A 25,949-nucleotide genomic window follows, 5' to 3' on the forward strand; every position below is an offset into this window, starting at 1 on the left:
GCTAAATAAGGGTTTTTAAGGTGTCCAGCAATAGGCGGTGGTCGAACGCACCTTTGCTTAAATAGGCGTTCACGCCCAATTCCAAGGCGCGTTGCCGATCATTGGGCTTATCCATTGCGCTGAGCAAAATAATCGGTAAATTTTTATACCGTGTTTGGCTACGGATTTTTTCGGTGAGGGCAAGGCCGTCCATATTGGGCATAGTGACATCGCTGACCACGGCGGTAAACGTATTGCCCACTAATTTTTCGTAGGCATCGCGTCCGTCCACCGCCGCTGTGACGGCATAACCGGCTTTTTCCAAGACCCGCTTAATTTGGGTACGCGCGGTAATGGAGTCCTCAGCGTATAAAATATGCGGCTTGACGGTTTGTTGGGCGGGTGGGGCAGGGTCGGCTTTGATGGTAATGGCGGTTTTTTTACCGTAGGCGGTTCTGACCAAGTCATAAGGGTTTAAGACAATGCAGACCTCGCCGTTGCCTAAGACGGTCACGCCGCTGATATTGCGCACCCGCTTTAACAGCCCGCCTAAAGGCTTGAGGAGAATCTCCTGTTCGTCCAACAATCTATCGACCAACACGGCTATCCGTCCGTATTTTACGGCGATAATCACCGCTAACCCATACTGTTTTTTGGTGGGCACATCGGGCAATTCCAGCAGGTCGCTTAAATGTGCCACCGAAACGGCTTGGTTTTCCTGTAACAAAGTTTGGTAGCCGTCGATATTAAACAGTTGCTCGGCGCTGACGCTGCGGATCAGTTCAATGGCTTCCATCGGCAGGGCGTAGTAGTGTTTTTGTTGCTCGACCAAGATCACTTTTGTAGTGGCTAGGGTGATCGGCAAAACGATGTGGATACTGGTGCCTTGGCCTGGGCTGGAATCGATTTCAATATGGCCTTTGAGTTGCTCGACTTTGCTGCGGACAATCGCCATCCCTAAGCCGCGTCCTGAAATGTCATTGATTTGGTCGGTTGTGGACAGGCCTTGGCTAAAGATCAAATCTTGGATTTGCCTATCGCTCATTGCCGCCAGTTCATCCGCCGAATAGAGCTTATGCTGTAAGGCGCGGGCCTTGATTTTTGCGACATCAAGCCCTGCGCCGTCATCTTTGACGACAATGACAATGGTCGAGGGGGTTTGGCGTGCGCTCAGGCGTATCGTACCGACAGTGGGTTTGCCTTGCGCTTGGCGCTGCTGTGGGCTTTCAATGGCATGGTCGATAGCGTTGCGGAGCAGGTGTATTAAGGGGTCTTTAATTTCTTCAATGACCCGTTTATCGGCTACCGTGTCATCGCCTTCAATCAGCAAATTCACTTGCTTATGTTGTTGTTTGGCAATGTCGCGCACCATGCGCGGAAACAGGTTGAACGTGGTCGAGAACGGCAGCAGGCGGATGGAGCGGATACCGAAACCGATTTCGGTGTTTAAATAATCAAAACGGTTACTGTCCTCATGCAGTTGGCTGCGCAAGGTTTGCAGGCGGGTTTCAATAGCGGCCAGATCTGGGCTGTTAGTAGGGTAGTGTTGTTGTTTCCATTCATCCCAAAGAAAGATAATGTCGTTCACATCGTGAAGGCGTTGCGCTAAGCGGTTTTTATTGACGGTCAGCTCACTGACATGGGTCATCAGGCTGTCCAGCTGTTGGGTACCGACCCGTATGGTGTCAATCTTACTGGTATGCCCGCCGGAGGTATAGGCTTCGGTAGATTCCGTCAGTACCTCTTCGCCTGGTTCCGGCTGATTGACGGGTAACGGGCCGCTGGCGCGGGCGGCAGTTCCGGCCAATTCTGCAAAAATAAGCGCTATGTCCTTATTATAGGGGATATCGGTAAGGGCGGCTTCCGCCAACCCCCGCAAATCGTCAACACCATGATAGAGCCGCTCAATGACCCCTACTTCTAAAGGTTGGCCCGTGTGCTGCGAGGCTTTTAAGACGGTTTCAAAATGATGCGCAACTTTTTCCATATTACTGACCCCCAGCATCCGCGCCAAGCCTTTCAGGCTATGCGCTTCGCGGAACACCTCGTCCATAGAGGCGGTCAGGGCCGGCTGTTTTTCCAAATGCAATAAGTGCTGCTCCAAATTGTGCAGACGCTCTTCGCATTCTGCCTTAAACATTTGCCGCAGGTCGGGATCATCGATCATAAGGTTAACTGATGTTACGCAGACATATAAAAACAAATAATGAGTCGCTATCGCGACGGTTTTTTTAATCGGGTTCTCGCACCCGAAGGCGAGATACTTTCTTTTGCTCCGCCAAAAGAAAGTATCCAAAGACAAATCTGCCAGGAGCAGATTTGGATGCATCGCACACGAAGTGCGAGTGCCAGGACGGCACTCGTCAGAAGGCGGCCCGGTTGCCGCTTGATCCTGTGCTTCTCGGTTTTGTCGGGGGTCGGCAGAGAGGGCTCCTGCCTTTATGCCCTTGGGTGCACCTGCCGACGCGCGGCATCCTTGCCGCGCCCCTTTATGCCCTATGGGTATTCGGGCTGATCCCGACAAAACCTGCGATGCTCGGCGCGGCAAACGGGGTAAAGCGACGTTACTGCGTAACGTCAGAGGCTAAATCATATCTTGCAGTTGTCCGGCGGCGTTGTTCAAATTCTGAATCGCCAGTTTGCTTTGGGAAATGCCGTTGGCGGTCTCTTTTGCTCCGGTGTTGAGCATATTCATGGCTTCGACCACTTGGTTGGTGGCGTTGGCTTGCTGTTTGGCGGTTAAGGAAATTTGCTGCAAGACATCGGCGATATTATTGACGGCGGCGGACAAGTCATCATAACTGCGTTTGGCGATGTCTGCCTGTTGGCTGTTATGTTGGGCGGTTTGCGTACCCGCCTCGGCGGCCAGCACCGTCGTGTTGGTGACTTTTTGGATATTTTCTAATAAGTTGCTGATATGTTCGGCGGATTTTTTGCTTTGCTCGGCCAGTTTGCGGATTTCTTGCGACACGACGGTAAAGCCTTTGCCGTGTTCGCCGGCGCGGGTCGCCTCTACGGCGGCATTGAGCGCCAATAAGTTGGTCTGGTTGGCAATATCCTTAACGGCATCGGTAATATGGCCGATTTGTCCGGTCTGCTCGCTCAGGCGGACAATCTGGACACCGATGGTTTCTACCTTGCCTTTAAGCAAATCCATGCTGAAGAGCATTTCCTGCATGGCCTGCGCCCCTTGCCGCGCTTGGCCGACCACCCGTTGCGCGTCTTGGTTGGCGGCATCGGCTTGAAGGATGGACTGTTGTGCGGAGCGCCCCAATTCGTTCATGGTGGCACTGGTCTCATTAACGGCGACGGCCTGTTGCGCGGCTGTGCGTTCATGCTCGTCGGTAGTGATGGACAGTTCACTAGAGGTGGTAAAAATTTCTGTGGCCGCGCCGCTGATCGGGCGGCTGAGGCGACGGCCATACAGCAAGCCGGTCACCGCTGCAATCAGGCCGGTCACTAACCCGAACAATAACACCCAATTGCGTAATTGGGTGATTTCGGCGTTGGCTTCCGGCTCGTCAATCTCCACCAGCAGCAGCCAGCCTAAGCCATAGTCTTTGTTGAGCAACAGCCCTTCGGACGCGCCGACTATCGGCATATTGCGGTAATCGGGATACAGCCCGGCCATGTTTTGCTGTTGGTTTTGGAACAAACGCACGGGTTGGGTATCGACTTTTTGCTTGAGGACGGCATTGGCGATAAAGCGCGATGGGGTGATCATATAGCCGTTTTTATTGATGAGATAAGCCTCTCCCGTCTCGCGTAAGCCTTGGCGGTTGGTGGTGACGGCATTTAAAGCTGCCAAATTGAGGCGGTTGGCAATGACCCCCAACAACCGCCCGCTCTCGCGGTGGCGGATAGGGGCGGATACCGCCAAGGCGTATTGTTTGCTGGCGGTATGATAATAGACATCTTTAAAATATAAGCCGTCTGGCGCGGCGGTAAACAGGTCATTGGCGGATTCGTCCCGGCCTATGGCTTGCGCGTCAGTGGATGCCACTACCTTGCCTTGGGCATCCATCACGACGGTCTCACCACCCTGCTCGGCACCGATTTTCGTCATGGTAGTTTTGGTTTTGATAAACCCCTGCCATTGTTGTGCAGAAATGGCCGTTCCGGCTGCCTGTTGTTCCAATAAGTGATAAAGCAAGTCATCGCCGGCAAAATCGGTGATGCGCATGGCTTCGGCATCCAGATATTGGTGGATCGTCTGGGATTTAGCTTGGGCAATGGCGGTAAAATCGTTTAGAAACTGGCTTTTTAAAGCATCTTTACCAAACTGATAACCTCCAAAGCCAATCAAACTGATGGGCACGACGGAAGTGAGCAGGAATAAAACCAGCAGATTATGGGTTAATTTATGTTTGGCAATGCGCATAGGGGGGATTCTCTCAAAGGCTCTCAAACTTCTTCTTCCACCACTAACTCTCCTTTTTCCAGAATCAGGTTCAGGTCTATCAGAGTCAGTAACTTATCTTGGTAGGGCATTTCTCCAGTCAGAAAACCACCGCTGACCGAAGCCACCGCCGTCGGTACGGGGGTTATTTTCTGCGGGTCGACATAAATGACCTCGCGTACCCCATCGACCATGATGGCGACAGGAAAGTCATCGGCAGCGTTGATGACCACCGCCTTGCTGTCAGCCTGCACGGGTTTGGGCGGCAAATGGATAGCCTGGCGCATTTCGATTAAGGTCAGGACAGCACCGCGCAAGTTAATGCAGCCCAAAATATGCGCCGGGGTGCAGGGGATAGGCACAATATCACCAATATTGGCAAATTCGCGCACTCCCGCCAGATCAATACCGAAATATTCCTCATTGAGGATGATCACCGCTAAGGCCAGATAGGTACTGGCATCTTCGCGGGTTTCCTGCCATTTTAATTTTTCTGCGCGTAAGGCAAACACGACACGGTCATCAGGATTAGCCCGCGCATAAAAGTCACTGTAGCTGCCCGCCTCTTCGGGTACGGTAAACGTTGCCTGCTGTAATAAGGCCTCGACATTCATCAGGGTAATGATTCTGTCGGCTTTTTTCAGGCTGCCGATTAACAGCGGCTCGTCCAGTTCGGCATTAATACGGGCCGAGTATAGCAAGGGGTTGTCATGCACCGAATCGGCAATGCAGACATCGTACACCTCATTGACAATCACGCCAAAGGTTTGTCCGGCCAGATGCAGGATAACAATGCCGTCACTGGCCTGATAGGGCGGGCAAGTTTGCCGGAAACGTAGGCGCACATCCAAAACCGGCACTAAGTTGCCGCGCAGATCAAAGACCCCGACCACATCGGCGGCAGCGGTAGCCAATAAGGTCAATTCCGGCAAATAGACAATTTCTTGGACGATAGGGGCAGGCACTGCGTAAAAATAGCCGTTTAAGGCAAACACAAAATAGGGCAGCAACGGATCAATCAGCGGAGTCGGCAAATGGGCTGTCATGGGCGGCGCCTACTGCAAGTGCAGGATAAGGTCTTGGGCATGGGCGGCAAACTCCTCCAAATACTGTTTAGGCGGCAATTTTTGCAACAGGTTTAAGGCTTGCCCGCGCATTTGTTGGCATTTTAAGGGTTCATCGTATTCATAAAGGGCTGCCAGTTCCAAATAGGCGGGGATGAATTGTTCATCGGCAATAATCGCTTTATTCAGTAATTCCGTTGCTTGCTGACTGTCGCCCTGCGCTTCACGGATATGTGCGAGCAGATAATAACAGGCGGCGGAACGTTTATTTAAAGCTAAGGCCGCATGTAAACGGGCTTCGGCGGCGGGATATTGGCCTAGGCTGGCAAAGGCTTTGGCAGACCAATAATGGGCATCAAAATCATTCTGTTGCGATAATAGCGTTTGGGCGATAGCTAAGACTTGTGCATAATCGCCCGCTTGGTACGCCTGGTCAAGGGCGGCGATACGGGCTTTCGCAATGTCCGGGGCCGTTAGGGTCGGCACTGCCGCAGGGCGCGGCAAGTCGGGTAAGGCGGCGGGGGAACGGGAACTGCTTTGGGCGCTGCGCTGATACACCACCGATTCCAAATACAGCCGGGTTTGCAGGCCGTACAGCGGTTGCTGATACAACTCGCCATGCCCGGTCAATAAAAAGCCTTCGGGGTTGAGGGTCTGGACAAATTTTTCCACGACAGCGGCAATTGCCGCTTGATCAAAATAAATGAACACATTGCGGCATAAAATCAGATCGATTTTATTGATTTCCAAATCAGGAAACGGCGTCTGTAACAGATTGACGCGGCGGAAAGTGACTTTTTCGCGTAAATCCGGATCCAATGCCAATAGGCCTTGCTGGGCGGGCTGGAAGTACGCCAAAACTTCCGGCCCGACATCGCGTAACGACCAGCGGGAATACAGGCCGGCACGGGCTTTCGCCAACACTTTGTCGTTAATGTCAGAGCCTAAAATCAGCACATCCCATTCATGCGCATCAGGCAAGAGCTTTTGCACTAGCATCGCCAGCGAATACGGCTCTTCGCCCGTCGAGCAACCCGCGCTCCAAATCCGCAATTGGCGTTGGTGGCGGTTGCGCTGGATCAGCTCCGGCAAAATATGTTGTTGCAGGATGTGCATCTGCCCTTTGTCACGCAGGAAAAAGCTTTCCGGGACAGTCAGGGCTTGGACGACCAACTGCCATTCTTGATCTGCGCGTAAGCTGTTGGCGGTTAATTGCTGGACATATCCGGCCAAGTCAGGTGTTTTTAGCTCCGCCAAACGGCTTTGCAAGAACTTATAGGCCTTATCGTGATCGGTCTCGCTCAGGGCCAGGCCAGTATAGTGGGTCAATAATTGTTTGAATTGAGTCAGCACTGCACTTAACCTGAAGATAAGGCGATATATTGCACTTGGTTACGGCCTTGTGCTTTGGCTTTATAAAGCATGGCATCGGCTTCATGCAGCCACTTTTCCGGCGTGTCGGCATTGTTGGGAAGTCCTCCGGCTACGCCCAAGCTAGCGGTGACATGGCTGGCCGTCAATGAGCCTAGGTGCGGGATTTGCTCGGCGGCAATGGCGGTGCGGATTTTTTCGGCAATGATTGCACCGCCTGCCGGTTCGGTTTCGGGCAGCAATAAGACAAACTCTTCGCCACCATAACGGGCAACAAAATCAGCGGGTCGGCGTTTTTGCCCTTTAAGGATATGGGCAATCTTTCTTAGGCAATCGTCACCTTGCAAATGCCCGTAAGTGTCGTTATAAAGTTTAAAGTGGTCAATATCAATCATCACCACCGACAGTGCCTGCTGGTTACGCACGGCGCGTTTCATTTCGATGAGGATACATTCGTCAAAATAACGGCGGTTGGCGATTTCGGTCATGCCGTCAAGCTGGCTCAGCCGCAACAATTCGATATTTTGTTTTTCCAGCTCGGCTTGGGCTTTTTGCAACGCCTCAAACATCCGGTCACGCTGGAGCTTATGAATGTGGGATTTGGAATGGTAGCGCAGCCGGGCGATCAGTTCGATTTTATCGGGCAATTTCACCAGATAATCGTTAGCCCCCCACTCGAAGGCCTTCACCTTGGTGGCCGGGTCATCTTCAGTGGATAACATGATAACTGGAATGTCTTGGGTAGTGGGATTTTTGCGGATTTGTTTCAGTAATTCCAAGCCGTTAAGCTTAGGCATAATCAAATCCAGTAAAATGACGGTCGGCTTGATATTTTCCGCCTCTTCAATGGCTAGCGCGGGGTTATGGCAATAATGGAAGCTGATGTCGGTGTGTTCGGCGAGCATATTTTGGACAAGCTTCCCGACGATGGCCTGATCGTCAACCAACATGATCATTATGTCTACACAATAGAGCTCAATTTTATAGCCATCCATAAGTATACTGCCAACTACTTGCAAAAGTAGTAGTGTGCCATAAAACATCGTGTAAAACCAAATATGACACGTCATTTATGGTTATTATTTACTATTTATGGAACCGATTTTGCTATCGACATACGCCGTGCGTTAATTCGGCTATTTTTGCTTAAAAAGGCCGCCGACCGGTCAGCTTATTTGGCAAAAATAAGCGTGAAAATTGCTGGGCCTAAATGGCAATAGCTGCCTTAATGGCTGCATGGGGTTGGTAGCCGCACAGCTCAAAATCATCATAGCCGTAAGCAAACAACGAGTCGGGGCGGCGGTTGATGCGCAGTTGCGGCAACGGGAGGGGCTGGCGGCTTAATTGCAGCCGCGCCTGCTCTAAATGGTTACGGTACAAATGTACGTCACCGCCCGTCCAAATGAACTCGCCGACTTCCAGACCGGCTTGTTGGGCAATGATGTGGGTGAGCAGGGCATAACTGGCGATATTAAACGGCAGGCCTAAAAAAGTGTCGCAACTGCGTTGGTAAAGCTGGCAGGAGAGCCGTCCATCGGCGACATAAAATTGGAATAAGGCATGGCAGGGAGCCAAGGCCATTTTGCCTTGGGCGACGTTTGCTAGGGGGCTGACGCGCTCATCCGGTAAATCGGCGACATTCCAAGCCGAAACGATAATCCGGCGGCTATTGGGGGTGTCTTGCAGTTGCGCCAACACTTGGCTGAGCTGGTCAACGGTACGCCCGTCGGGGGTCGGCCAAGACCGCCATTGCTTACCGTACACCGGCCCCAATTCGCCCTCGGCATCCGCCCATTCATCCCAGATGCTGACCTTATGGTCATGCAAATAGGCAATATTGGTGTCGCCCCGCAGGAACCAGAGCAACTCGTGGATAATGGATTTGACGTGGATTTTTTTGGTGGTCACCAGCGGAAAGCCGTCCTGCAAATTAAAACGCAGTTGATGGCCAAAGATAGACAGCGTACCTGTGCCGGTACGGTCGCTTTTGGCGTGGCCTTCGCGGATAATCTTGTCGAGCAGGTCTAGGTAGGGTTTCATTTAATAGCATTGAGTTATAGATCCATTTGGCTCGCATCAATATATTCAATGTATACGATAACAAGCAAGCATTATAGAAGTTACGCATTGACAGCAGCAACCATATAAAAATCATGTGCTTGAAACTTCTTTGTGAAAAATACAGACCAGTGATAATTTAAAGGAAACCTATAAAATTAAATTTTCAATATATTGATTTTAAACAGTAAAATTTTTTACATCACTTCATATTGGCATGGTTTTCAAAAAGTTTTTTCTGTCAATGCGTAACTTCTACATTATTGTATAGTGAACCCATAAAAACAGACAATCATTTAAGATGGTGTCCATCATAACAATACCTTCGCCAAATGCGAAAAGTGACTCCCCAAAAAAGCCGATAAAAAACCAACGTACTCAGGCAAGATAAGATTTGATGATTAAGTTTTTAAAATTGACTCTATAGGAAGTTGTACAGCAAGCCTTGAATTAACTGCGGCAACCGCTAAAAAACTTATCTATGTCCTCAAAACACAATATGAGCCAACCAAATAAAGGCTCCTGCCATACAAATGCCCTGACAACAGGCTAAACAACCGTAAAATCCGCCGCACTGACATTCAAGCCCCTACCGATCAGGGCAACCAGCACGGCGGCGGCTACCCCGCTGCCATCCGCATCATAAAACACCCCGCCCGAAACAATGTTGTAAAGGATATGGTCATTACTATCTATCACATTACTGCCCCCAATAACCTTAAAAGCGGTGGCGGCTAAGCTGCCAGTGTTCAGTCCAGTAAAAATGTGGTGGTCGAGTTGAATGGCATCGTCAGTAGTGGAAAAATCAGTGATAACATCCCGATTAGCAGAATTCAAGGCCGTATCGAATAAAAAACTGTCTTTCCCTGCGCCACCCACCAGCACGTCAGCACCTAAGCCGCCGTCCAGCACATCATTACCCGCCCCACCCAACAAAATGTTATCGGCGGCATTGCCTGTCAGGGTGTCGTTGTAGGCGCTACCGTTCACCTTTTCGATATTTCTGAGCGTATCCCAGCCGGCACCGGCCGTGTTCTGGCTAACCGTCAAAGCGAGATTAACCGTCACCCCCGCCGTAGCCGTATAGTATTGTGCCACATTGGAGCCCGCGCCGCCATCCAAGACATCGTCACCCAAACCGCCCATCAGGCTGTCATTGCCGTCGCCGCCATACAGCACATCATTACCCGCACCGCCCAACAAAATGTTATCGGCGGCATTGCCTGTCAGGGTGTCGTTGTAGGCGCTACCGTTCACCTTTTCGATATTTCTGAGCGTATCCCAGCCGGCACCGGCCGTGTTCTGGCTAACCGTCAAAGCGAGATTAACCGTCACCCCCGCCGTAGCCGTATAGTATTGCGCCACATCGAATCCCGTGCCGCCATCCAAGACATCATTACCCAAACCGCCCATCAAACTATCATTGCCGTCGGCGCCATACAGCGTGTCGTTACCGCCCAAACCAGACAGCACATCATTACCCGCCAAACCGTAGATAATATCGTGGCTATCTTTAACCAGGGCATCGCCGGATAACACATCATTGCCATCCGTACCGGTCATCGCCCCTGAGACAAGCCCTATCGAACCCGGAGCCGCCAAAGCGACACCGTTTAAGCCGATAGCGGCAACTTGCAACGCCGAATTGACAAAAATATCGGTCTTATTAACAACCCCCAAACCTAAGGTAAAAGTACCGCTTTGGGTAAAGGTATAAGTATAAGACTGATAACCGACAAAGACCGTAGAGAAGGTATCGGCAATCACTTGGGTGTCGGTAAAACCCGCCGCCGCCACCGACAGGAACGCGGTATCATTATAGTGGCTGGTCTGGAAAGCCTCATTGGTCTGAAAATCATAAGACACCACCAACTGGTCGCCCACTTTGGCGGCAACGCTATAAGCGACCGCCGAACCATTGGTGGCATTACCTTTTACCAACGCATCTAACGTCTTTGGGGCTAAGCCCAAAAACGCCTCAAGCTTAGCATCAGTAACTGACCCTGGGCTGTTATTAACGGAATAAGGCAATTCTAACGGGAGTGCCAACGCAGTAAATTTGGCGGCATTATTGACTTGTGACATAGTAGGCGATTCTCTATAAAGGGTTACAGAAGATAATAGCAGACCGGAATTGTAGGGCTTCATATAAATAAAACTGATTGTACCGGATTATGGGGGGGGGCTTACAAGTGTAGGTTTTCTTACCCTCCACCCCCTTCTGCGTAAACAGCCAAAGTCACGCCGTTGATTTCCGTCAAACCGGGCCATGCCTCAGGCCGCCCCGGTTTGACGGGCAGGAGTTGGTGGTTCAGCAAGGCGGCGACAATCAAAGACCAGCCGTGTTGGAAAATGCCGGTAAAAATTAATATCGTCGACGGGATGGAAAGATAGCCGGTTGCAATTGAATTTTGCATGGCCTCTGCAATGCGGCTTAGGATAGCTGCTATGTCCTATTTTTACACGTATGTCGGCTGTACCCCAAGGGTAAGCAAAGCCCGCTTGGGCACTACAGGCCGCCTGTTGCCACTGCCCTTCGGTCGGCAAGGTGATGTCATAGCCTAACCGCGCCGACAGCCAAGCGCAAAAGGCCATCGCCTCAAACCAAGACACGCTGTCGCGGGGTTGGTTAGCTTCTGTCCAGCGCGGTGGCTCAGGCGTTCCGGGCGTGGCATCCAATCCTTCCCACCAGTGCTTGTTGGTATAGCCGTCCGTGTCGTCAAGAAACGCTTGAAATTGGGCGTTGGTGACTGGGTAACGGGCCAGACAGAACGGCGTGACGTAAAAAGTTTGGGCTTTTTTCCCCAAAACCACCGCCCCTCCAGGTACCTCCACCCAATCTATATCAGGCCAGCCTTGGGCGTTTAGACCCACGCCTGGGCGTTGGTCTAGCTTTAGCAAAGCCAATGCCCGTGCAATACTGGCCCGCGCTTCGGGTTGCGGCCATTGTTGTATGTCCAGCATGGCGGCTTGCCAGTGTTGCTGCCATGCCGCAACGACGGGGTGGTCTACAGCCAGTCCGGCCATCAGACAGCAACGGGCAAACATTTCCGGTGGCCCGGACGATAGCCAACGTAACACATCAATAGGGTCGATAGAAGTTAGCCCCGCCAATAATAGTGTGGCTTCTTCCCAACCGGAAGGTTACCAAAATTGTCCGGCAGGCCATAAGCTGTGTATCGGCAATTGCTGGTTTGCCAGTTTGTCGGCCATGGTTAAGGCGGTGAAGTATTCCTGCAACAATTGGTGGCTAAACCGTATGTCATCGCCCGTATCGAGCAGGTTGGCCCGCGCGGCTTGGGTTAAGGTTTGCCCATCCACATGCGTTAAGGCTAGACTTCTGGGCAAGGTGGTCTGCACGGCCCAGTCGGCAGCGGGGTTTTGCTGCTGCATCGCCCAAGCCAAGCCTTTAAGCCCCGATAACAGGCGGGTACGTTGGTCTGCCAACTGTTCGCGGGTTAATAAAATATCGACAAAATCGGCGAATAATGCCGAGCGGTTTTCCGGCAAGGCCTCTTGGCCGCTATAAACGACGATTAACATGCTGAGCATGAAAGGATTAGCAGCCAGCTTTAATAAGCTACGCGGATTATGGACGGCTTGCCGCCATAGTTCATCCTGTCGGACGGATGTTTGGCTATAAACATTGGGGTCAGCACGGGGAATGTCATCGTTGCCCCAGAACTGTTGCTCGCTGGCTCCTGCCCGCTCCCACGTTAACCACGTTTGGCGTACAGGTTCGCCACCTGCCAGCTCCCAAAACAACTGTTCAGCCGTGTCTGGGTTAGCCGCCGGGCAGGCGTTAAACCAAGCGTGGATAAAAGCGCGGATACGCAGCGGGTCTAGGGGGCGGATACGCAGGATGTCCAGCCCCAAATCCAATGCCGCGTAATCCAAATCACGGCAGGAAACATAACAGGCTATTCTTTGTTGGGGTTCTTGCTGGAGCCAATCTTTAATCTGCATGGCTTTATCGCTGCGCAAGTCGGTTGGGGTTTCGTTAAGGCCGTCCAATAACAAAATGCCGCGCTGGGTTTGCAGCAAGGCGGGCAAATAAGCCGCTAAAGCCCCCAGTTTCTGGGTCAGATAAGCGGCAAATGGTTGCCGCGCTTCGCGCCATTCGCCCAAGGCCACCCATAAGGGGATAGGGGCGGTGGGGTCGTTTAGTGCCAGTGTGAGGCTGTCGCTAGCCAGTTTATGCAAGGCCGTAGTTTTGCCCGCCCCCGGCTCGCCCAGCAAAACCGCACGGGGGACTTGGCGAAACGCGGCCTGTATGTCTGCGTAGGTTTGCTGCTGTTCGGGCAGGTCTTTCGCCACCCGTTGGGCGAGGTGTTCAAAAAGCCCCTGATTAATGGCATTGCGTGGGATAGTGACAAATTTTTTCTGACGTTGGCGGCTGTCGCCCGCCAACGGGGTGTAGAGTTTGTACAAATCTTGTTGCAAGCTGTGCAACCACGCCAGTTCGCTCTGGCGTTGGTTGGGTGTTGCGGTAAGGCCAGCAATTAACTGTGTTATGCCGCTATCCCAGCCTTGTTCCAAAAAAATCGCGTTACGGTCGGTAAGATGGAAGGGCAGTTCTTGGCCTTCGGCAATTACCGGAATAATGCGCAGTTGCAGTTTTTCTGCGGCATGGAATTCCCGTTCCATATAAGGGCTGTTTGCTGATGCCGCCCCCCATAAGATGATCATAGCCCGCGCTTGTGCCAAGGCCTTAGGTAGTTCTTCCAGCCATTTGCCACCCGGTGCAATCGCTTCGGTATCCAGCCAACAAGTGATTTTGGCTGTTTCCAAAGCTTGCTTAAGTTTTATGCAGCAAGCATAATCGCTACGCTCATAGCTAAGAAAGACGGGGGCATTGTCAGTAGAGGACTCCATAGGCTTTATACGGATTTTAGGTTGCGGTTTTAAGCGGGATTACTTGGTCAGTATATTTAGGTAGTTTAAAATGGTTGTCGGCAAATTCCAACAAAAACCATTTGTTAAAATCTACCATAGCACTTAGAAATGGACATAAAATAACGGGACAGATCTTCCAGCTTTTTTTTACATCCTCAGAAGACTCCAAAACCTGAAAGGTTTTAACTTATTGCTTATCTTTTATCCCATGCAAACCCTCGCCCTATTAGCCATTGGTTTTTCCCTAGGCACTGCCGTACTACTGATGCTCGGCAATCTCCTGCAACCCCAAACCCCACAATGCCCGCTTGCCAAAGCCGCCGGATTTTTGTTGCTGATCGGTTTGGCGGGTATCCAAATATTGCACTTAGGTGTGTTGACCGGGCAAGCCGATGGTTTCCATACTGTTTTGTATACCGCCATACTGTACGGCATAGCCCCCAGCTTTTATTTTTACAGCCGCCAATTAGTGCAGGCCGAGAGTGTTGACCCACAGCATAACCTTTATCATGGCATCCCCCTGCTGGTCGGGGTGTTGTTGCCGCAGTCCTTAGGGGTTCCGGGGGCGTTTTTGGTGGGTAGCACTTATGTGGCGTGGTTGGCGCGAGTGGTGTATGGCTTGCGCGGGCAACGCCAACGCTTCCGCTTGGAGCTGTTGGCATTGGCGACTTTGTTCGCTATCGCCCTTGCCGTGTTAGTGCTGGGGTTTATCTGGCCGTTGTTAGATGAACGCGCGTTTATCATCAGCTATAGCCTGCTTATCGGGTTGGCATTGTTTGCCACGACCCTGACCTTATTGCGCTTCCCGTCCATCACCGCCGATGTCTCGGAAGCCTTACAAGCGGCTTACGCCGAATCGACGCTGAAAAACATCGACAAACAGGCGGTACTTGCGCAGTTGGCGGTGTTAATGGCGCAAGATAAGCTCTATAAACTGGAAACATTAAATCTGGGGCTGTTAGCGGAGCAGTTGGGCTTAAGCCCGCACCAATTATCCGAATTGATTAACACCGAATTCCAACAAGGCTTTTCCCGCTACATCCGCCAATTACGCGTGGAAGAAGCCAAACGCCTGTTACTGGCCGAACCCCAGGCCTCAGTCTTAGCCATCGGCCTATCGGTAGGCTTTAACACCCAATCCAATTTCTATGCCGCCTTCCGGGAATGTGTCGGTATGGCACCTGGGCAGTACCGTAAAAATGCCGCATAGGTTGCTTGTCTTTCCCATCCACTATTCCTATCTTATCTTTTTGTATAGCCATAAAGGCTATGCTAGCCAATCACTTACAACGTAGATAAAAATTAGTTATTCCATTTTTATCAAATTGGAAGCTGACACCCTGCGTCTTCCCTAAGCTATTGCCAAGGCTTAAGACCATAACCTTACCAACTTAAGGAGACGCAAATGAAGATTTTCCTCACCGGTGCCAGCGGTTTTATCGGCCATGCCCTGTTGCTGGCTTTAGTGCGGCAAGGCCATGAGATTACCGCTGGTTGCCGCCACCCCGAACGCTTGCTAGGCCTATCCGCCCAGGTTAAGCCGTTGTCCATCGACTTTGCCGCCATGCACTCGCCTGAACAGTGGTTGGCGCATCTGCACGGTATTGAAGTGATTATCAATTGTGTGGGGATTATCGCCGAAAGCCCAAGCCAACGCTTTGCACAAGTGCATAGCCACGCGCCGATAGCCTTGTTTACAGCGGGGGTACAGGCAGGGGTGGCAAAAATCATCCAGATTTCCGCTTTAGGGGCGGATGGGCAGGCACAATCGGCTTACCATCTGTCGAAACGTGCCGCTGATGAAGCCTTACGGCAATTGCCTGTGGTGGGATTGGTGTTGCAGCCGTCGCTAGTCTATGGCGGCCGCGCCCAAAGTATGGCCTTGTTACAGGCTTTAGCGGCACTGCCTGTGCACCTGTTGCCGGATGGCGGTAAGCAGTTATTACAACCTATCCATGTCGATGATGTGGCTGCGGCGGTTTGCCAATGCCTTAATCCGGCGGTTAACGCCAGTGCCACGCTACATTTAGTCGGCCCTACGCCGATTTCTTATGCGGTGTTATTGCAAGGGCTTCGGCAGCGGCTGGGCAAACCTGCGGCTTTAGCGTGGGCAGTGCCGCTGCGCTATCTGAGTACCGCCGCGAGTTTAGGCAAATTCTTCGGTGAGCCGATTTTATCTAAGGACAGCATTGCCATGCTCAGCCGGGGCAATAGTGCCGATGCCACCGACATTACCGCCTTATTAGGCCGCCCACCTATCGGTATAGCCCAACAATTATGGCAAAAACCTGCATCACAAGCCGAACGTTGGCACACGCAATTGTATTTGATAAAGCCGTTATTAAGGGTGGTGATCGCTTTGGTCTGGTTATGGAGCGGTATCACTTCGTTGTGGTTTTACCCGCATCCGCTCAGTTATGAACTGCTGGCGGCAACGGGGGTGACGGGCAACGCCGCGCCGTTGCTGCTTTATGGTTTGGCATTTTTAGATATGACGTTGGGGGTGGCGACCTTATGCCGCTACCGTCCGGTGGCACTGCTGACCGGGCAGTTAATGATGGTGGCGTTTTATACCGTCGTGATCAGTGTCGCTTTGCCGGAATTTTGGTTCCACCCGTTCGGGCCGCTGTTAAAAAATCTGCCGTTTTTAATGACGCTGTATATTTACCGACAACTGGAAGGAGAAGGCGCATGATGTATTTAACGCTTAAAGTGCTGCATATTTTCAGCGCGATTATTTTATTTGGCTTAGGGATGGGGACGGTGTTTTACAAAATTATGGCCGATAAGACCCGCAACCATGCCGCGATTGCCGTCACTAGCTGCCATGTTGTGCTGGCGGACTGGTGGTTCACCACGCCGACAGTGCTTATCCAACCACTGACGGGCTATTTTTTGGCGGGGCAATTGTCAACCCCGTTCAGTGACGGTTGGTTATTCTGGTCGCTGTTGCTTTATGCTGTGACGGGTTTGTGTTGGTTGCCTGTGGTCTGGCTACAAATCCGGATGCGGGATTTGGCAGTCACTTCTTTAGAACAGCAGCAAGCCTTACCCGCGCAGTATTTCTATTACAGTAAGCTTTGGTTATGGCTAGGTGTGCCGGCCTTTTTCGGTATGGTCAGTATCACCACGCTGATGGTGTTCCACAATTCACTTTGGAGTTAACGTATGAATGCTTATTTATTGCCCAAAACGGTAGGTGACGCTTGGCAAACTGTGCCGCCTGTCATCCAACGCCATTATGCGGTGCAGGAGGGACAGGGCAGTAGCTTGGTTGGGGTTATGACCATTGCCTACCCCCATTTTATGTTACCGCTAATCGGCTTGATCAGTTGTTTCGGCGGACTGGTGTTCCGGCGCGGCAGCAATGTCCATACCCGTGTCGAGAAAACCGCTGATACCGAAGGTGTCTTACATTGGCACAGGACGCTACGTTTTCCTGACGGTAAAACAGCACATTTCCGCTCGCAAATGACGTATCAGACCGAACATGAACTGATCGAAACCATCCGCTATGGTTTCGGTATCCGGTTGCGGGCAGAAGCGGAAGACGGGCGCTTGGTCTACCGTAGCCAAGGCCATTGCTGGCAAGGCGCGGGGCTACGCATCACCTTGCCCGATTGGCTGCTGTTAGGCACGGCGACCATCAGCGAACAGGCCTTATCAGCCGATAGCTTCCGCTTAGATTTTACCATCCGGCATCCGTGGTGGGGCGAAACCTATAGCTATCGCGGGGATTTCCGTTACGCCAAAACAGAGGTGGAAAGCAAAGGCGTGGAGCCTTTGCCGATGGCCTAACAGCGCGGATGATTTTCAGGGGATCTGTAAAACGGCCAAAAAACCGGGCAACCATTTAATACCCACAAAGAAAACCTGTTATTCGTTATAATAGCTGCTTGCCTTAAAAATAATAATAACAGGAACACTATGAGCCGCTTAACTGATACTGCAACACTCTGCCAACGCCGTATAGAAGACCAATTCGTCCGCTTGCAGGCCACCGCTTCTTACCAACAATGGCTGGCCATGCCGCCGCTACAGCGTTGGCTGGCGGTGGCGGGGTTATTTTCGCTCTCACAGCTTTTAGTGTTCGGCAGCCTATACCTGATATTTGGTAAAGTCGTTGTCATCGGCTTTCTTGCCAGTGTCCTGGCTGGCTTGGCGACTGGGGTAGGGGCGTTGCCCGCGCTGTTTTTTAAAAATATTTCTAAGAACGTCTTCAACAGCATGTTGGGTGCGGCAGCGGGGGTGATGTTGGCGGCGACCGCTTTCTCGCTGCTGGTGCCGGGTATGAATTACGGCAACTTGATTTGGCCGGGGCGAGGCATTTATGTCGTGTCTATCGGCATGTTGATCGGGGCGATGTTTTTGCACTTTGCTGACCGCCAGTTGCCACATGTGCATTTTGACAGTATGCCGGATACCCAGCTGGATTCGTTTAATAAAGTCTGGTTGTTTATCATCGCCATCACTATCCATAACTTTCCTGAAGGCATGTCGGTCGGGGTCAGCTTTGGTTCGGGCGAGTTGAATAACGGCGTGGTGTTAGCCGTGGCGATTGCCTTACAAAATATCCCCGAAGGTTTGGCGGTGGCTTTGCCTTTAGTCGGTTTAGGTTATAAGCCTTGGCGGGCGGTGGCAATCGCCACCTTAACGGGTTTGGTCGAACCCGTCGGCGGTTTGTTGGGCATTACCATGGTGACGGTCTTTAGCTCCATCTTGCCGATAGCAATGGGCTTTGCCGCTGGGGCGATGCTGTTTGTCATCAGTGAAGAAATCATCCCCGAAACCCATGCTAATGGCCGTTCACGCTATGCGACTTTTGCCCTGATGATCGGTTTTATTGTGATGATGATTTTGGATAATGCACTGGGTTAAGCAAACAACAAGCTAAACGTTGCTACACACGGTTAGGCTATCGTGCAATGGCTAAAGACCATTGCACTCCGTTCAGTGCGGCTTCTCAGTGGAGTGCAAAGGTCTTTAGCCTTTGCCGAGAGCTTTAGCCTCGCGCCTAAACCAACAAATCAAATTGACCTTCATATCATGGACACTTTTCTACAATCTTGGCAAACTTTTGTCACTTACATTGCAGCGGCTGATTTTTTAGGGCTATGGCAACAAGGGCTGGCACAGCTCAGCCTACATAATATCAGCACATTGGCAACAACCTCGGCCACCAGTTTTGCCCTGATTGCCGCCGCCGAAATCGGTGATAAAAGCCAGTTAGTGTGCATGACCTTGGCGGCGCGGCATAAACCGCTACCCGTATTGCTGGGGGCTATCGCGGCCTTTATGTTGCTCAATAGCTTGGCGGTGGTGTTCGGCGTAGCGATTGCCAGTTGGCTACCCACCTATATGGTGGCCGCTGGTGTCGCGTTATTATTTGGCGTTTTTGGTGTCCATGCGTTGCGGATACAAGAAGAGGATGCCGATGCGGATGTCACCGAAAAAAGTGGCCACAATATTTTTCTGACCACGTTTTTATTGATTACGGTCGCGGAATTTGGCGATAAAACCCAATTGGCGGTGGTGGCTTTAAGCAGCACATCCGCTCCGGCAGCGGTGTGGCTAGGCTCGACCTTGGCCTTAGCGTTCACCTCCGCCTTGGGCATTATTGCCGGGCGCACGGTACTGCAAAAAATCCCCTTAAGCTTGTTGCATAAAACCAGCGGCGGGATTTTTTTGCTGTTGGCGGCAGTAGCGGCTTATCAGGCGTATCTTAGCTATTTTAAGGGCTAAAAATCCGACAAGGTTTTCGGGGGAATTGCTGCCCTTAAGGCATTTAACACCGCCAACACATCAATAAGCTCTTGTGCCACTGCCCCGGTGACGGGACTGAGGTAGCCAAAACCTGCAAAGCCCATGCCAATCAAGCTTAAAACCATACCGCCCACGGCACTTTGCAAGGCGATTTTGCGCATTCTTGCGCCGATATGGAACAGCTCATCAACCTTTAATAAAGAACTGTCCATAATCACCGCATCAGCGGCTTCGCCTGTTATATCGCTGTTTTGTCCAAAGGCTATGCCGATGGTGGCGGCGGTTAAGGCGGGGGCATCGTTAATGCCGTCACCCAAAAACACGGTTTTTGCCGCTTGCGTTTCCTGACGCACCAAGGCCAGTTTTTGCTCAGGGCTTTGGCTGAAATACACATGCTGTATGCCGACCTGTTCGGCCAGATAACGCACTTCCGACTCCCTATCACCAGAGACCAGCATCACTTTATTAAATAAATGGTTAGGCCGCAGATGGTTAATAAACGACGAACTGTCGCTACGCACTTCGTCACGGAATTGCAGAACAGCGGCATACTCGCCACCAATCAACACCAAGCATTCCAATCCGCCGCTTAGGGCGGGCAGTTCCACAGGCACAGCGGTGGCTTGGGCGGTAAAGTGTTTGCGGCTAATCACTTGCACTTGTTTGCCGCCCACCACCCCTTGCAACCCTGCGCCAGGCAATTCGCTAATCTCCGTCACAGGCAATAGTGCCAAGCCTTTGGCTTCGGCGGCTTTAATAATACTCGCCGCTAACGGATGTTTGGAATAGCGCTCCAGACTCGCCGCCAGTGCTAACACTTGCGCCTGTTCATAGTGTGCGCTAGTCAGCACTGCGGTTAACGCGGGGCGGCCATAAGTGAGCGTGCCGGTCTTGTCAAAAATCGCCGTGCGGCAAGTACCGATGGTTTCTAAGATCGCCGGATTTTTGATGATAATTTCCCGCCGTGCCGCCAAAGAAATGGAACTGATAATCGTCACCGGAATACCGATTAGCAAAGGGCAGGGGGTCGCAATCACCAGCACCGCCAGAAACCGCACCACCTCGCCGCTCATTCCCCAAGCCACCAGCGCCAGGCTAACCGCCAATGGCGTATACCATGCGCCCAGTTGGTCGCCCAAGCGGCGTAAGTACGGGCGGTGCTGGTCGGATTCGCGCATCACCGTCATAATTTTCGCGTAACGGGAATCGACCGCCAACTTATCGGCACGGATCACCAATAAGGCATCACCGTTGACCGCCCCCGACATGACGGTGGAGCCGCTGGTTTTTGACATCAAATACGGTTCCCCGGTCAGATAAGACTCGTCCATAGTGCTGGAACCCGCCAACACCGTGCCATCTACCGGACAAATCTCATGCGGCAAGATGGACAAGGTGTCACCGACCTGCACTTGCCCGATAGTAATATCTTCTAAGGCATCCTTATTTTTCCGATGCGCCACCGACGGCATCCGTTTAGCCAGCGCCTCCAGTACCGACGAGGCTTTACGCACCGCGTAAGCTTCCAGCACCGAGCCGCCGGACAGCATTAAGATCACCAACGTCCCCGCCAAATATTCATGCAGCATGACAGCGGTGACAATGGCAATGCCCGCCAGCAAATCCGCCCCCCAATTACCGTGAAATAGCTTCCTCAACAATTGGCTAATAATCGGTACGCCCCCCAGCAGCAAGGCGAGCAGTAACGGCAAGTCCAGCACCGAGACGCTAAAATTAAGTTGAAGTTGGTAAAGTACCGTCTGCTCGGACAGCAAAGCGTAATACCCGTCCACCGTATAAGGCGGCAGATTTAAGGCCATTCCGTAGCGTAATAACAAATAAGTGCCGATAGCCAACAGGCTTAAGGCAACAATGCTTTTATCAAGCGCAGAGGAGGCGGGGCTAGTCATAGCTTATCGTCTAAGAATTTTTTACTGCCCTGTATCATCGCTTTGGCGAGATTTTCTTTATGTATGACACTTTCAAGAATAACCCCGGCAATATGTAAAACGATCAGAACAACGCTAAAATTGGCAAAAAACTCATGTATTTCTTCCCAGAGTTCTTCGTTATCCGAGCCTATCCCTGCTAACGGCCCCGCCCCTTGGTCAGCACCGTACACAGCAAAACCGCTCAATGTTGTCGCTAACAAGCTGAGCAGCAACAGTACAATCATTGCCGCCCCTGCGGGGTTATGCCCTAAATAGCGTTTGGCTCTGGCAGCAAGCAAGTCTTTAATATAGGCAATTGAGGCGAGTGGGCTGCATAGAAACTGGCTAAACCTAGCATAAGGCGAACCAATAAAGCCCCACACTAGCCGAAACGCCAACAAAGCAAAGACCAGATAACCGGCCCAAACATGGATGTCCAATAATTCATCTTCAGTCAGATAAGCAACCGTAAACCCCAGCACTAGCAGCCAATGAAAAACTCTTAACGGTAAATCCCAAACTTTAATTAAGACGGGCATGTTCATAGCGTTTCCTCTTATAGGCCAATTATGGCGGATTCATTTCCATAAACTATGTAAGTTTATTCTGATTACTATACACGCACCACAATATAAAGCCTAGTGATCAGTCCGTTGAATCTCCGATAGCTAAAGCTCAGATGCTACATTGAGAAATCGGATATGAGGGTTGAAAAACCGCACCAACACCAAAGGGTTCATTGAAGTACGGCAACAGTAAAATGCAGCGCTTTCCGTGGCAAGATAATTGGACAAATACAAGCCACAGCTTCCAATTAGGTTAAGTCTTATCTCGACAAGATATTTCCATTCGACCTAATAATCGCTTGTAAAACCCTGCCATTGGTATTAACGCGAAAAAACTATTTTATCTGTACATGGATGCTTATTATCGTATTGGATTCAGATTAGATTCATAACTACAAGTCAAAATAACACCGCCATAGCCTTTTTATGATCTTAATTTGACTAACCAAGGAAGTATTAGCTATTATAATTCACTAATTTTATATCAAAGAACAAATTTATTCTTTTAAAGAAATTAATTTATGAATAAAATATGAAAAACTACCTTTTTCTTTAGTAAGTTAAAAATTAGAAAAGTTACTGATTAGTAGGTATTTTTGCTATATCCACTCCCTAGAGTACAGATAAAAATAGAGCCATGGATTACTTTTAAATAGGCTTTAAGAAATTCCAAAAATGAGTGGCCATTAAGATGGCTAGGCGTTATTTAACCGAAGTTCCTTTATCAACCAAACAATAAGGCAATTCAGATGACGAACAAGAAAACAGCAGCAATGGCAGTGAGCGATAATCTGGCTACTGTGGCGACACCCGTATATGGGTCGGCGGCGGATGTGCCGTTACCGACTTCGGGGGTGAATACCGCGCCAAGGTTTTCGTCCAGTTTTAAAGTTTTCGCGACGACAGATTTTGGTGGCACTGATGATGGTCGGGCACTTGCCATACAAGCTGATGGCAAATTCGTGGTGGCGGGTTCCGGCAATGGCGACTTTGCCTTAGCGCGTTACAACACCGACGGTAGTTTGGATAGCAGTTTTGATGGTGACGGTAAGGTCACCACCGATTTTTCTGGCCATCAAGACACGATTAATGCGATGGTTTTGCAGACAAATGGTAAAATTTTGGTCGCTGGTTCTAGCGTTAATGGCGTTTACAGTGATTTCACCTTAGCGCGTTACAATGCCGACGGCAGTTTGGACACCAGTTTTGACGGTGACGGCAAGCTCACCACCGATTTTTCAGGTTATGACGATAGTATCAATTCCCTGGTCGTCCAAGCTGATGGCAAAATCCTAGTTGCAGGGAAGAGCTTTTCTAACAGCGTTTTTGGTGGTTATGATAACTTTGCTTTGGCCCGTTACAATACTGACGGTAGCTTGGATGTCAGTTTTAGTGGTGACGGCAAACTCACCACTGATTTTTCGGGTTTTAATGACAGTATTAACTCTGTCAATTTACAATCCGACGGTAAAATTTTAGTAACGGGTTATAGCTATGCTGGCAATTATAGCGACTTTGCATTAGCGCGTTATAACGCTGACGGCAGCTTAGACACCAGTTTTGATGGTGACGGCAAACTCAACACTTATCTTTCGGCTTATCACGACGGTATAAATGCGACTACCCTTTTAGCGGACGGCAAAATTTTAGTTGCAGGTTATAGTAATAATTACGGTACTTTTGCTTTGGCACGCTACAACAGCAATGGCAGCTTGGACACCAGTTTTAATGGTAGCGGCACAGTGACCACCGACTTTTCGGGTTCTCAAGACATCGTCAATTCTATCACTGTGCAAGCGGATGGTAAGATCCTCGTGGCGGGTTGGAGTTACGGTGCTACCGGTGCGGATTTCGCTTTGGCACGCTATAACACCGACGGCAGCTTGGACACCAGTTTTGATGGCGACGGCAAACTCACTACCGACCTTTCGGGTAAGAATGATTATGGCAACTCCGTTGCTGTACAAGCCAACGGCCAAATTGTGGTGGCGGGTAACAGTGACGGTAACTTTGGCTTAACATTATACAATTCTGATGGTAGCTTGGCGAATAAATCACCGGCGGGAAGTTATGTTGAAAATGGTGCGGCAGTTAAGCTGGATAATTTTTTACAGCTCAACGATGATTCTCTCAACAGCCTCAATAACTACGGCGGTGCGACCGTTACCTTGGCACGGCAAGGCGGAGCCTCTAGCGATGATGTGTTCGCATTAGATGCTACGGGCGCGTTATTTACCGTATACCAAAATTTTCTTTTATCGAATGGCGAAATTTTTGCCGATTTCACCAGCAGCAACGGTGTGCTGACTTTACATTTTTCCAGCCTAGGTACAGCGGCAACCCAAGCCTTGGTTAATGATGTGCTACACCATGTCAACTACAGTAACACGGCGGGGGTCTTACCCGCCAAGGTGTTGCTGGATTGGACGGCGAATGACGGCAATACAGGTAGCCAAGGCAGTGGCGGCGCTTTAAGCACTGTATACACCAGTACGGTGAATATGGTGGCGGTCAACGATGCCCCTACAGGAACCGATAAGATCGTCAATACGCCTGTCAATACCGCTTATACGGTGACGGTCAACGATTTTGGCTTTTCTGATCCAAACGACAACCCGGCGAATACGTTAAACAAAGTCATTATCAGCCAATTGCCGACGGCGGGCAGCTTGACCTTACTGGGTACTGCCGTGACCGTAGGTCAAGCCGTCTCGGTCGCCAATATTACGGCGGGCTTGCTGAAATTTACGCCTGCCACGGGCGCAAGCGGTGCCCATTACGCGCAAATCGGTTTTAAAGTGCAAGATAATGGCGGCACAGCAAACGGCGGTGTTGATACCGATACTGTCAGCCACTTTTTGACGGTCAATGTCGGGTTCAGCAATCACGCACCGACCGGAACGGTAACCATCAGCGGCCTTGCCACACAAGGCCAAGTGCTGACCGCCAACAATTCGTTAGCCGATGTGGACGGTTTGGGGCCTATCACTTACACCTGGAAATCCGGCACTACCGTATTAGGCACAGGCAACACTTACACACTGAAAGCAACGGACATTGAGACCAAAGTGACGGCAACAGCAAGTTACGCTGACCTTGCCGGAACAGCAGAAAGTGTCATCAGCGCGGCAACAGTGCTGGTCGGTACCGCAAGCACTGGCACAGCCAATGCCGATGTCTTGCTCGGCTCGGCGGGTAACGACATATTACTCGGCGCGGCAGGTAATGATGTCTTGGTAGGTGATCTGGGCGATGATCTGTTAGATGGCGGCAGTGGCATAGATACACTGGTAGGCGGGGCGGGCAATGATACTTATATCGTCGATAATGCCGCCGATATTGTTGCCGAACTTAACAAAGGCGGCACAGATACGGTCGATGCCTCAGTTAGCGTGACCTTAACCCTCAATGTCGAAAATCTGGTGTTGACAGGGACGGCGGCACTGAACGGTACAGGTAATGGCTCTAACAATGACCTGCTCGGCAATGCCGCCGCCAACGTATTGTCGGGTGGAGCGGGCAACGATACGATTAATGGTGGGGCAGGCAACGATAACTTAACAGGCGGTACGGGTAAAGATACCTTTATCTTTAACAGCCCGTTGACGGCGAATGTCGATACCATCACCGACTTTAAGGTCGTTGATGACTCCATCCAATTGGAAAATGCCGTATTTACCCAGCTAACCGCAACCGGGGTTTTAAATGCGGCTAATTTAAAGATAGGTACTGGGGCATCTGATGCTAATGATTTCATTGTCTACAATCCCACTACAGGCGCGTTATTTTATGATGCTGACGGTAGCGGGGCAGGGGCGGCGGTGCAAATTGCCACTGTGGGTGTGAATTTGGCAATGACCAATGCGGATTTTATGGTCAGTTAGGCAAGTCGGCGTTTGGGGTTGGTAAACTCCCAAACGCC

18 protein-coding genes are annotated in these 25,949 nt (G+C 50.9%); 7 read left to right on the top strand and 11 right to left on the bottom strand.

The window, feature by feature from the left end:
• Position 1 precedes the first annotated feature (1 nt).
• From CEK71_RS18995 to CEK71_RS19035, 9 genes are all read right to left on the bottom strand, one after another.
• On the bottom strand, positions 2–2,146 hold the full coding sequence (locus CEK71_RS18995) for a hybrid sensor histidine kinase/response regulator (RefSeq protein ID WP_103975732.1): 2,145 nt from the start codon (positions 2,144–2,146) through the stop codon (positions 2–4).
• A gap of 417 nt (positions 2,147–2,563) precedes the next feature.
• On the bottom strand, positions 2,564–4,360 hold the full coding sequence (locus CEK71_RS19000) for a methyl-accepting chemotaxis protein (RefSeq protein ID WP_088620855.1): 1,797 nt from the start codon (positions 4,358–4,360) through the stop codon (positions 2,564–2,566).
• 23 nt (positions 4,361–4,383) lie between these two features.
• Complete coding sequence (locus tag CEK71_RS19005; RefSeq protein WP_088620856.1) at positions 4,384–5,424, bottom strand: chemotaxis protein CheW; 1,041 nt, start codon at positions 5,422–5,424, stop codon at positions 4,384–4,386.
• A 9-nt stretch (positions 5,425–5,433) separates the two neighbouring features.
• Positions 5,434–6,795 (bottom strand): CheR family methyltransferase, encoded by a 1,362-nt coding sequence (locus CEK71_RS19010; RefSeq protein ID WP_088620857.1) that lies wholly within the window; start codon positions 6,793–6,795, stop codon positions 5,434–5,436.
• A gap of 5 nt (positions 6,796–6,800) precedes the next feature.
• The gene (locus CEK71_RS19015; RefSeq protein WP_232463692.1) at positions 6,801–7,808 is read right to left on the bottom strand and encodes a diguanylate cyclase; all 1,008 of its coding nucleotides are present in this window, start codon (positions 7,806–7,808) and stop codon (positions 6,801–6,803) included.
• Between the two features lie 211 nt (positions 7,809–8,019).
• Entirely contained in the window at positions 8,020–8,853 is an 834-nt protein-coding gene (thyA, locus tag CEK71_RS19020; protein ID WP_088620858.1) for a thymidylate synthase, read from the bottom strand.
• A gap of 567 nt (positions 8,854–9,420) precedes the next feature.
• On the bottom strand, positions 9,421–10,956 hold the full coding sequence (locus CEK71_RS24000) for a calcium-binding protein (RefSeq protein ID WP_198328333.1): 1,536 nt from the start codon (positions 10,954–10,956) through the stop codon (positions 9,421–9,423).
• 189 nt (positions 10,957–11,145) lie between these two features.
• Positions 11,146–11,985, bottom strand: coding sequence for a formylglycine-generating enzyme family protein (locus tag CEK71_RS19030; protein WP_157679426.1), 840 nt, complete (start codon positions 11,983–11,985; stop codon positions 11,146–11,148).
• Positions 11,986–12,015: 30 nt separating this feature from the next.
• On the bottom strand, positions 12,016–13,746 hold the full coding sequence (locus CEK71_RS19035) for an NACHT domain-containing protein (RefSeq protein WP_088620861.1): 1,731 nt from the start codon (positions 13,744–13,746) through the stop codon (positions 12,016–12,018).
• A 229-nt stretch (positions 13,747–13,975) separates the two neighbouring features.
• On the opposite strand from CEK71_RS19035, the gene CEK71_RS19040 reads away from it, so the two are divergent.
• The 6 genes from CEK71_RS19040 (at position 13,976) to CEK71_RS19065 (ending at position 19,509) form a co-directional block, all read left to right on the top strand.
• Positions 13,976–14,977 (top strand): helix-turn-helix domain-containing protein, encoded by a 1,002-nt coding sequence (locus tag CEK71_RS19040; RefSeq protein WP_088620862.1) that lies wholly within the window; start codon positions 13,976–13,978, stop codon positions 14,975–14,977.
• 195 nt (positions 14,978–15,172) lie between these two features.
• A complete protein-coding gene (locus CEK71_RS19045; RefSeq protein WP_088620863.1) occupies positions 15,173–16,462 on the top strand; it encodes an SDR family oxidoreductase in 1,290 nt (429 codons plus the stop codon).
• Positions 16,459–16,932, top strand: coding sequence for a DUF2269 family protein (locus tag CEK71_RS19050; protein ID WP_088620864.1), 474 nt, complete (start codon positions 16,459–16,461; stop codon positions 16,930–16,932). Before CEK71_RS19045 ends, CEK71_RS19050 begins: the two co-directional genes overlap by 4 nt.
• Positions 16,933–16,935: 3 nt before the next feature.
• Positions 16,936–17,565, top strand: coding sequence for a DUF4166 domain-containing protein (locus CEK71_RS19055; RefSeq protein WP_088620865.1), 630 nt, complete (start codon positions 16,936–16,938; stop codon positions 17,563–17,565).
• A 129-nt stretch (positions 17,566–17,694) separates the two neighbouring features.
• Complete coding sequence (locus tag CEK71_RS19060; RefSeq protein ID WP_088620866.1) at positions 17,695–18,645, top strand: ZIP family metal transporter; 951 nt, start codon at positions 17,695–17,697, stop codon at positions 18,643–18,645.
• A gap of 168 nt (positions 18,646–18,813) precedes the next feature.
• On the top strand, positions 18,814–19,509 hold the full coding sequence (locus tag CEK71_RS19065) for a TMEM165/GDT1 family protein (protein WP_088620867.1): 696 nt from the start codon (positions 18,814–18,816) through the stop codon (positions 19,507–19,509).
• Here the strand turns inward: CEK71_RS19065 and CEK71_RS19070 are convergent.
• Both CEK71_RS19070 and CEK71_RS19075 read right to left on the bottom strand, forming a co-directional pair.
• Positions 19,506–21,440, bottom strand: coding sequence for a heavy metal translocating P-type ATPase (locus CEK71_RS19070; protein WP_088620868.1), 1,935 nt, complete (start codon positions 21,438–21,440; stop codon positions 19,506–19,508). The genes CEK71_RS19065 and CEK71_RS19070 overlap by 4 nt on opposite strands.
• Complete coding sequence (locus CEK71_RS19075) at positions 21,437–22,006, bottom strand: cytochrome b/b6 domain-containing protein (RefSeq protein ID WP_088620869.1); 570 nt, start codon at positions 22,004–22,006, stop codon at positions 21,437–21,439. Before CEK71_RS19075 ends, CEK71_RS19070 begins: the two co-directional genes overlap by 4 nt.
• Before the next feature lie 770 nt (positions 22,007–22,776).
• On the opposite strand from CEK71_RS19075, the gene CEK71_RS19080 reads away from it, so the two are divergent.
• Positions 22,777–25,911 carry a hypothetical protein gene (locus CEK71_RS19080; protein ID WP_088620870.1) on the top strand — a complete coding sequence of 1,045 codons (3,135 nt, stop codon included), beginning with the start codon at positions 22,777–22,779 and terminating at the stop codon, positions 25,909–25,911.
• The last annotated feature ends 38 nt before the right edge of the window (positions 25,912–25,949 follow it).

The organism is Methylovulum psychrotolerans, assembly GCF_002209385.1.
GTDB lineage: Bacteria > Pseudomonadota > Gammaproteobacteria > Methylococcales > Methylomonadaceae > Methylovulum > Methylovulum psychrotolerans.

Coding starts and splice junctions, on each gene's coding strand:
- CEK71_RS19070 (WP_088620868.1), bottom strand. CDS start 21,440: ATGACTAGCCCCGCCTCCTCTGCGCTTGATAAAAGCATTGTTGCCTTA.
- CEK71_RS24000 (WP_198328333.1), bottom strand. CDS start 10,956: ATGTCACAAGTCAATAATGCCGCCAAATTTACTGCGTTGGCACTCCCG.
- thyA (WP_088620858.1), bottom strand. CDS start 8,853: ATGAAACCCTACCTAGACCTGCTCGACAAGATTATCCGCGAAGGCCAC.
- CEK71_RS19060 (WP_088620866.1), top strand. CDS start 17,695: ATGAGCCGCTTAACTGATACTGCAACACTCTGCCAACGCCGTATAGAA.
- CEK71_RS19005 (WP_088620856.1), bottom strand. CDS start 5,424: ATGACAGCCCATTTGCCGACTCCGCTGATTGATCCGTTGCTGCCCTAT.
- CEK71_RS19065 (WP_088620867.1), top strand. CDS start 18,814: ATGGACACTTTTCTACAATCTTGGCAAACTTTTGTCACTTACATTGCA.
- CEK71_RS19045 (WP_088620863.1), top strand. CDS start 15,173: ATGAAGATTTTCCTCACCGGTGCCAGCGGTTTTATCGGCCATGCCCTG.
- CEK71_RS19015 (WP_232463692.1), bottom strand. CDS start 7,808: ATGGATGGCTATAAAATTGAGCTCTATTGTGTAGACATAATGATCATG.
- CEK71_RS19040 (WP_088620862.1), top strand. CDS start 13,976: ATGCAAACCCTCGCCCTATTAGCCATTGGTTTTTCCCTAGGCACTGCC.
- CEK71_RS19075 (WP_088620869.1), bottom strand. CDS start 22,006: ATGAACATGCCCGTCTTAATTAAAGTTTGGGATTTACCGTTAAGAGTT.
- CEK71_RS19050 (WP_088620864.1), top strand. CDS start 16,459: ATGATGTATTTAACGCTTAAAGTGCTGCATATTTTCAGCGCGATTATT.
- CEK71_RS19035 (WP_088620861.1), bottom strand. CDS start 13,746: ATGGAGTCCTCTACTGACAATGCCCCCGTCTTTCTTAGCTATGAGCGT.
- CEK71_RS19080 (WP_088620870.1), top strand. CDS start 22,777: ATGACGAACAAGAAAACAGCAGCAATGGCAGTGAGCGATAATCTGGCT.
- CEK71_RS18995 (WP_103975732.1), bottom strand. CDS start 2,146: ATGATCGATGATCCCGACCTGCGGCAAATGTTTAAGGCAGAATGCGAA.
- CEK71_RS19000 (WP_088620855.1), bottom strand. CDS start 4,360: ATGCGCATTGCCAAACATAAATTAACCCATAATCTGCTGGTTTTATTC.
- CEK71_RS19055 (WP_088620865.1), top strand. CDS start 16,936: ATGAATGCTTATTTATTGCCCAAAACGGTAGGTGACGCTTGGCAAACT.